Consider the following 7,232-nt stretch of genomic DNA (forward strand, 5'->3'; position numbering starts at 1 on the left):
CTGCGTCAGCGGGCCTCAAGGCTGGCCGAGCGCGATGATGCCACTGCCCGCGCCGAACTGGCCGTGCTTGAAACCATGGGACCGGAACATATCGCTGAGGAATGGCTGTCGGCCGCGCTGCATCCCGAACTGCCCGATCTGGATTGTCCGCCCCCGCCGGAGGAAATGCCGCACCTCATGCGGCTTTCCGTACTGGAGCTTACGCGGGAGCTTGTGGAACTGACGCCGGGCTATCGCCTGGTGCTGTGCACCTCCGGCCTGAGTGTGGAAGACGTGGCCGAGCTGTTGTGGGATTCCAGGGGCAACATCACCCATCTGGAAATTTTTAACATGAAAAGCTGGATGGAGCGGCAGCAGGCCAACCTCAAGCCCATCAGCGAACTGCAGCAGGCGCTCAATGAGGGGCTCGGCCCGCGGGTGAAGCAGATCATACGGCAGATGGTGCGCCGCATGCGCACCGTGGACGAAGAGCGGGCCGCCAAGTTTCGCGACATCCTGCATAACGTGCCAAAACTGTGGGAACACTACCGCCATAAGCCCCTGGGTTCGCGCCTGGGTACAAGCTCCGCAAGCCGTATTACCTACGGCATGGGCTTTGCCATCAAGGACACCCTGCCCAGAAAAGGCCGCCCGGCCCGCCGGTACAGGGGGCGGCAGCTGTTTGAGATTCCCATCTGCTCGCCGGTGGAAGAGGTGCTCAGCTATACCAAGCCGCGCAACCCCTCGATCTGGCAACGTGCGGCCTCATACCTGCGCTGGTTGCCCGGTTGCAGCCACCTGGGGCTTGAGTGCCGTAAAGCGTGGAAAACCGCCAGCGAAGATTTTCATGTGTGCGGCCAGGGCAATATCATGAATCTCGGCGGCCTCAGCCCCGCAGTGGGCAACAACCTGCTTGGCAAAAAAAAGGATCAGGCCGGCGCCGCAAAGCCGGGGGCGGCCTATCTGAACAGCTCGTTCTGTAACTGGCTCAAAGTGCTGCTGGGCTTTGTTCCCGCCTTTTTCTCCTTTTTGTATACGCAGGACTGGTGGGTTCTTGCCTGGGGCGGCACATTTATCTGGTTCGGCATCACAGGGGTGCGCAACGTGGTGCAGATGGTACTGGCCGCCAAAGGGGCCACTCGCGATACCCTTATTCACTGGCGGGATCAGGTCAGCGTAAACCGTTTATGCGATTCGCTCATGTATACGGGCATTTCTGTTCTGCTGCTCGAAGTCATGGTGCGCGTGTGGCTGCTGGACAGAACTTTCAATATCACCGTGGCCCAAAGCCCGTGGACGGTCTTTACCGTCCTGAGCATCATCAACGGATTTTATATCTGCGCGCACAACGTGTTTCGCGGCTTCCCCAAAGAGGCGGCCATCGGCAACCTTTTCCGCAGTGTGTTGTCCATTCCTGTCTCTTCCCTGTACAATTCGCTTTTGTACTATGGGCTGCTGGCATGGGGGGTCGCCACCCCGGAACTCTACCTTGTACCCAGTGCCGCCGTGGTTTCAAAGATGTCTTCGGATTCCGTGGCCGCGCTGATCGAAGGCTACGCCGACAGCCAGGTAAACCTGCGCATGCGCCGGTGGGACTACAGAAGCAAGCTCAATAATCTCTTTGACTGCTATACGAGGCTGGAGCTGCTTTTTCCGCATGAAGACGCCCTGATCAAGCTGGCCCGGCCCGGCGGCCTTCAGGGCAGCGGCGGGGCCAAGGGCAAGGATCTGGAACGCGCGTTCATCGTCAATGCTCTGGACCTCATGTACATATGGTTTTACCAGCCCCGGGCGCAGGACGCCTTTCGCCAGATTACGAGGGCCATGCCCGAGGCCGACCGCAACGTGCTGGCGCGTTCGCAGCTGGTGCTGACCCGTGAGCGAGAAATAAGCCAACTCCTGGTGGACGGACTTTTGGGGCGGAATTTTTCGCGCCCGCTGGCCTTTTTTCTGGACAAGCGAAAGGCGTACCTGCGTCGCCTGAGCCGCATGTGCCGCCCCGGCAAGATGCGTGAACCAGGTATGACGCGGGCGGACAGGGCAAAAAAAAGGTCGTCGCCCGTTAAAAGTCAGAGCGTGTAACGCTTCAAGCGCGCACACGGTTTTGCTTATGCCGTCTGCGCGGCGTGCGGCCCAAATGAAGACAGTTGGGGGCCTGTCAGGATGCGTTCCCTGCCAGGCCCCCTCTGCGTAGCTTCATCCGTACCATCGGCTTCTCCCGATACTCCACTGCCTTGGGCATTGCCGTCAGAGCAATTCCACTTTGAAATTGCTCTGGCGGCTGCGTGAGCAGTCGCCCGCCGCAAAGATGCAAGCGCAATTTACTTGCGCGGTTAAGCATCGAAGCGAGCGTGACTTAAACTTTGAGAATGTACATTCTCAAAGTTAATCTGCTCTAGCTGATCGTTGCCCAGACATTCCCGCCCGTTGCCCAGTCATCACCCCGCTCACCGCCCATCCCCTACGCGTTGTCCGGCTGCTCCCCACTCGTTGCACGCCCGCTGCCTACCTTCTCTGCCAGGCCTGCGCGGCCTCTGTCGTGAAAGTTTCTCTCTTTGCTCTCGTGGCTTCTCGCCGCATCGCGCAATGCAACGGCAAGATCGCCAGAGCGGGAGATCGTTACCGATCAGGACAACAGACAGAAAAATATGGCGGCGGTGTGCCGTGTCGCAATCGCCTCCTGCATAAGCCGGATCGTTGTTAAGGGGTATCCCCATTGGAGGGGAGGAAAGTGGGAAAAACTGTTGCATTCCTGTGCGGTAAAGCCTCTGACATATGTTATGACAGCGTTGAGAATGTATATTCAGCAATGATCAAGCATTTTTTGATCTGATAATTCATGTAATCCATTGCGTGAAACAGTGCGTCATGCCGGGGGAAGTCCATCTTGGCACGTGCGTAAGGCCATGTATGTGCGGCCGGGGGGTGGACCTGTCTGTCCCGTTGGAAGGCATGGGGGAGGGGGACGTTTTTGTTTTTTCTTTTCAGCGGGTTGATCACGCTTTCTCTTTTTTGGGTGAACAATCAAACAATGTATTATTGTGCAAAAAGGAACTATCTATACTGAGTTGTGTAAAAAATAACATGTATTGGTATGAAAAATAACTATACAAATTACTTTTACATTATGCTTCAAGATGCTTGCATTGAATTTTTTGATGCTGTATTCTTTTTTGCAAGGTTATTTCCTTATCACTGCGGTACAAGGGTGGTACATGTCGTGAGATTGTATCCGCATAACGTTAGGAGTCGCATATGAGTACGGAGCTTAAGAGCATGCACATGGGGCAGGTCACGTCTTTCTTTATCCCCAATGTTACTCTTGTGGGCGAAGGGTGTTCCAAGGAAATTCCCGCCCGTCTCAAAAACATCAACGGCAGCAAACCGCTGATCGTTACGGACCAGGGTATCGTCAAGGCTGGCATTCTCAAGCAGATTACCGGCATTCTTGATGCAGCCAAGATGCAGTACGCCATTTACGACCAGACCGTGCCCAACCCCACTGATCATAACGTGGACGCGGCCTTCGAAATGTACAAGAAAGAAAAGTGCGACAGCCTCATCACGCTCGGCGGCGGCAGCTCGCACGACTGCGGCAAGGGCGTGGGCTTTCTTGCGGGTAACGGCGGCAAGATTCATGACTATGAAGGCGTGGACAAGTCCACCAAGCCCTTCCCGCCCTACGTGGCCGTCAACACCACGGCCGGTACCGCTTCCGAAATGACCCGTTTCTGCATTATCACCGACACCTCGCGCAAAGTGAAAATGGCTATTGTTGACTGGCGTTGTACGCCCGGCGTAGCCATTGACGATCCGTTGCTCATGATGGGCATGCCCCCGGCCCTCACCGCCGCCACGGGTATGGACGCCCTGACCCACGCCGTTGAAGCGTACGTGTCTACGGCCGCTACGCCCATGACTGATGCCTGCGCTGAAAAGGCTATGGAATTTATCAACCGCTACCTGCGTCGCGCCGTGGCTAACGGCCAGGACAAGGAAGCCCGCGAAGGCATGTGCTACGCCCAGTATCTGGCCGGTATGGCCTTCAACAACGCAAGCCTCGGGCATGTGCACGCCATGGCCCACCAGCTTGGCGGCTTCTATGACCTGCCGCACGGCGAATGCAATGCCATTCTGCTGCCCCACGTTTGCGAATACAACCGCATGGCTACCCGCCGCCGCTTCGGCCGCATTGCCCGTCTGCTGGGCGAAATCACCGACGGTCTGAGCGCTGACGAAGCCTCTAAAAAAGCCATTTGCGCCATTAATACCCTGTCTTCTGATGTGGGTATTCCCGAAGGGCTCAAGGCTCTTGGCAAAAAGTACGGCAAGGACGTGAAAGAAGCGGACATCCCCACCATGACCGCCAATGCGCAGAAAGACGCCTGCGGTCTTACCAATCCCCGCACCATGACCGACGCCGCTGTGGCCGCCATTTACAAGGCTGCCATGTAGGTTCCTGACAGTGTTTTGCGGCCCCGCCCCTGGGGCGGGGCCGCAAAAAGCACAAAAAAGGCCGCCCATTTTGGGCGGCCTTTTTTGTGTGGCAAATATTCTGTGCTGTTAACGCGTCACTTTGGCAGATGCCAAGGCAGGCGTACATGTAATTATACTAGAGTCGATTAACTTTGAGAATGGCATTCTCAAAATCTACTTCGATGCTTAACAGCGCAAATAAATTGTCCTTGCGCCTTCCGCTGCGGGCGCCTGCTCACACAGTCGCCAGAGCAATTTCAAAGTGAAAATGTTCTAAATAAGCTTTAACCGGCGCAGTACGCCTTCGAGTTTTTCCTTGGCTGCCGCGCTCATGGGGCAGAGCGGCAGGCGCAGGCCGGCTTCCATCTTGCCCATAAGGTTCAGGGCCGTTTTGGCCGGGATGGGATTGCTCTCGATGAACATGGCTTCGTGCAGAGGAAAAAGCTCATGATGGATGCGCGCGGCTTCGGCAATATCGCCCTTGTTGAAGGCGTTGCACATGGCGGCCATGCGCCCGGGTACGATATTGGACGTGACGGAAATAACCCCTTTGCCGCCCAGAGCCATGAGGGGCAGGGCCGTGAAGTCGTCGCCGGAAAGAACGCTGAAGCCCGCAGGACAACTGGACAGGGTTTTGCTGCCCTGGGCCATGTCGCCGGTGGCTTCCTTGACGCCCACGATGTGTGAAAATTCTTTCGCCAGGCGGGCCAGGGTTTCGGGCAGCAGGTTACAGCCCGTGCGGCCAGGCACATTGTAGGGAACAAGGGGCATTTCCACGGCTTCGGCGATGGCCTTGTAGTGGCGGTACAGCCCTTCCTGCGTGGGTTTGTTGTAGTAGGGGGTGATGAGCAGGGCGCCGTCTGCCCCGGCTTTTCGGGCAAAGCGGGTCAGGCGTATGGCTTCTGCCGTATTGTTGGACCCGGCCCCGGCCAGTACGGGAACGCGGCCCTTGGCCTGATCAATGCAGATTTCAATGACCCTTTCGTGCTCTTCGTGGCTGAGCGTGGCGGATTCGCCGGTAGTGCCGCAGGGAACCAGGCCGTGGATGCCTTCCGTAATCTGGAATTCGATGAAATTTCGGTAGGCTTCCTCGTCCAGGGCCTCATCCTTGAACGGGGTGACCAGCGCTGTCAGTGCACCTGAAAACAGCATAACAAACTCCTTGGCGCGCCCTGCGCGCCCATGGATGGCCGAGCACCTAGACGTGAAGGGCTGGCCTTCACGCGGTTCGGCTCGGGTGGGCGGCAAGGCCGCGTTATGCAACAATGCCTATTGATTGATAAATTCTTTCAGTTCCTTGCCGGCGCGGAAGAAGGGCAGACGTTTCGAGGGTACGGTGACGCTTTCACCCGTTTTGGGGTTGCGGCCTGCGTAGCCTTCGTACTCTTTGATTTTGAAGCTGCCGAAACCGCGTATTTCAATACGCTCGCCGGCAAGAAGGGATTGTTTCATGGCGTCAAAAAAGGTGTTGACCACCATGGACGCATCATCAAAGGGAATGTTGGTTTCGTCGGCCAGCGCCTTGATAAGTTCGCTCTTGTTCATCACGCCTCCGTGACTGCGTTTGTTGCCCGCAAAGGCATTCTGCCTGAAACAGCGGTGTTCGTCCACTATCTTGAAGATATTGCTGGCGATTCTGCCGTGTCGCCTCGCGCTGTCAAAGTGCTTTGTCGCCTGAATGCCAAGGGCTAACGATAGGCATCTAGTATTAATTCATCTCTATACTTTTTATGCAACAAGGTAAACAGTTCGCGCGGTTTTTAGGCCGTCTTCCTCATTCTTTTGCGGCTACGGCCTGCAGCACCTTTCTCGGCGCCAGCCAGTCGGCCATGCCGAGGCGCAGCCTTTGCAGGCGTGCTGCCAGGCTTTGTATGTCCTGGGCCGCGGGGCTGCCGGGGGCCATGCGCATGAGCGGCTGCTGGCGGCACACGGCTTCGGGAAGTTTTTTGTCGTCGCGGATATGCCCCAGCAAGACCGGTTCAAGATGCAGAAAATGGCGACAGGCCCCGTGCAGTTTGTCAAACGAAGCCTTGGCTTCGCTTGCGGAAGCAACCTGGTTGACCACCACCATAAAATCCTGCAGCCCGTAGCGGGCGTTGAGCACCTTGATGAGAGCGTAACTGTCTGTGAGCGAAGTCGGCTCGGGAGTAATGACGACAATACGCATGGTGGCAAGGGCGGCAAAGGTTTGCACCGTGCCGGAAATGCCCGCGCCCACGTCCATAAAGACAAAATCGTATTTATCCAGTTCCGGCTCAAGGCGATCCAGCAGCATGTTCCGCGTGTCGGGCTGGAGTTCGGTAAGTTCCGGCACGCCGGAGGCCGCAGGCAGCACGTCAAAGCCCGTGGCTTCAACCTGATAGAGCACGTCGCTTATGCTGGCTTCGCCAAGCAGGGTATTCTGCAGGTTGCCTTCAGGGGTGATGCCCAGCAGAACATCCAGATTAGCCAGGCCCAGGTCACAGTCCATCAGCAGGTTTTTAAAACCCATCTGGTATAGGGCGCAGGCCATATTGAGCGTTATGTTGGTCTTGCCGACTCCGCCCTTGCCGCTCAGCAGGGCCACGCTCAGGGTTTTATTTGCCATCAGTTGTTTCTCCCGAAAAAAAGGAAGCGTTTTTCGCTGGAATGTACAAGGCTTGCGCGCTCTTCCAGGCTGGCGCTGTCTGCAAGGCAGATCCGGCCGGAATTTTGCTGCTGTGTTTGCAGCAGCGCCTCTTGCAGGGCGCCGCGCGCCTTTGCCAGCAGGGCTTCGGCGGTAATGGCGCTGCCGGCAT

6 protein-coding genes and 1 pseudogene are annotated in these 7,232 nt (G+C 56.9%); 3 read left to right on the plus strand and 4 right to left on the minus strand.

Annotated features, from left to right (window positions below; genetic code table 11):
- Nucleotides 1-2,061 (plus strand): hypothetical protein (locus V6C07_RS11875; protein ID WP_333536692.1); only part of this gene is annotated, 2,061 nt, incomplete at its 5' end.
- Between the two features lie 1,173 nt (nt 2,062-3,234).
- Nucleotides 3,235-4,434, plus strand: coding sequence for an iron-containing alcohol dehydrogenase (locus V6C07_RS11880; RefSeq protein WP_333536693.1), 1,200 nt, complete (start codon nt 3,235-3,237; stop codon nt 4,432-4,434).
- Nucleotides 4,435-4,728: 294 nt separating this feature from the next.
- Here the strand turns inward: V6C07_RS11880 and dapA are convergent, their stop codons facing one another.
- Complete coding sequence (gene dapA / locus V6C07_RS11885; RefSeq protein ID WP_333536694.1) at nt 4,729-5,607, minus strand: 4-hydroxy-tetrahydrodipicolinate synthase; 879 nt, start codon at nt 5,605-5,607, stop codon at nt 4,729-4,731.
- A 117-nt stretch (nt 5,608-5,724) separates the two neighbouring features.
- On the minus strand, nt 5,725-6,000 hold the full coding sequence (locus V6C07_RS11890; protein WP_333536695.1) for an HU family DNA-binding protein: 276 nt from the start codon (nt 5,998-6,000) through the stop codon (nt 5,725-5,727).
- Between the two features lie 9 nt (nt 6,001-6,009).
- Here V6C07_RS11890 and V6C07_RS11895 point away from each other — a divergent pair, with 9 nt between their 5' ends.
- The gene (locus V6C07_RS11895) at nt 6,010-6,147 is read left to right on the plus strand and encodes a hypothetical protein (RefSeq protein WP_333536696.1); all 138 of its coding nucleotides are present in this window, start codon (nt 6,010-6,012) and stop codon (nt 6,145-6,147) included.
- Nucleotides 6,148-6,229: 82 nt separating this feature from the next.
- Here V6C07_RS11895 and V6C07_RS11900 read toward each other — a convergent pair whose 3' ends face one another.
- Together V6C07_RS11900 and V6C07_RS11905 are read right to left on the minus strand one after the other, a co-directional pair.
- Nucleotides 6,230-7,042, minus strand: coding sequence for a MinD/ParA family protein (locus tag V6C07_RS11900; RefSeq protein ID WP_333536697.1), 813 nt, complete (start codon nt 7,040-7,042; stop codon nt 6,230-6,232).
- Nucleotides 7,042-7,232: pseudogene (locus V6C07_RS11905) on the minus strand (hypothetical protein); the annotation flags it as partial. The gene V6C07_RS11900 and the pseudogene V6C07_RS11905, both read right to left, overlap by 1 nt.

The sequence above is a fragment of the Desulfovibrio sp. 1214_IL3152 genome (assembly GCF_036763055.1).
Lineage (GTDB): Bacteria > Desulfobacterota > Desulfovibrionia > Desulfovibrionales > Desulfovibrionaceae > Desulfovibrio.

What these genes read in the sequence shown, in the direction of transcription:
- V6C07_RS11880 (WP_333536693.1), top strand. Translation starts at nt 3,235, where the DNA reads ATGAGTACGGAGCTTAAGAGCATGCACATGGGGCAGGTCACGTCTTTC.
- dapA (WP_333536694.1), bottom strand. Translation starts at nt 5,607, where the DNA reads ATGCTGTTTTCAGGTGCACTGACAGCGCTGGTCACCCCGTTCAAGGAT.
- V6C07_RS11890 (WP_333536695.1), bottom strand. Translation starts at nt 6,000, where the DNA reads ATGAACAAGAGCGAACTTATCAAGGCGCTGGCCGACGAAACCAACATT.
- V6C07_RS11900 (WP_333536697.1), bottom strand. Translation starts at nt 7,042, where the DNA reads ATGGCAAATAAAACCCTGAGCGTGGCCCTGCTGAGCGGCAAGGGCGGA.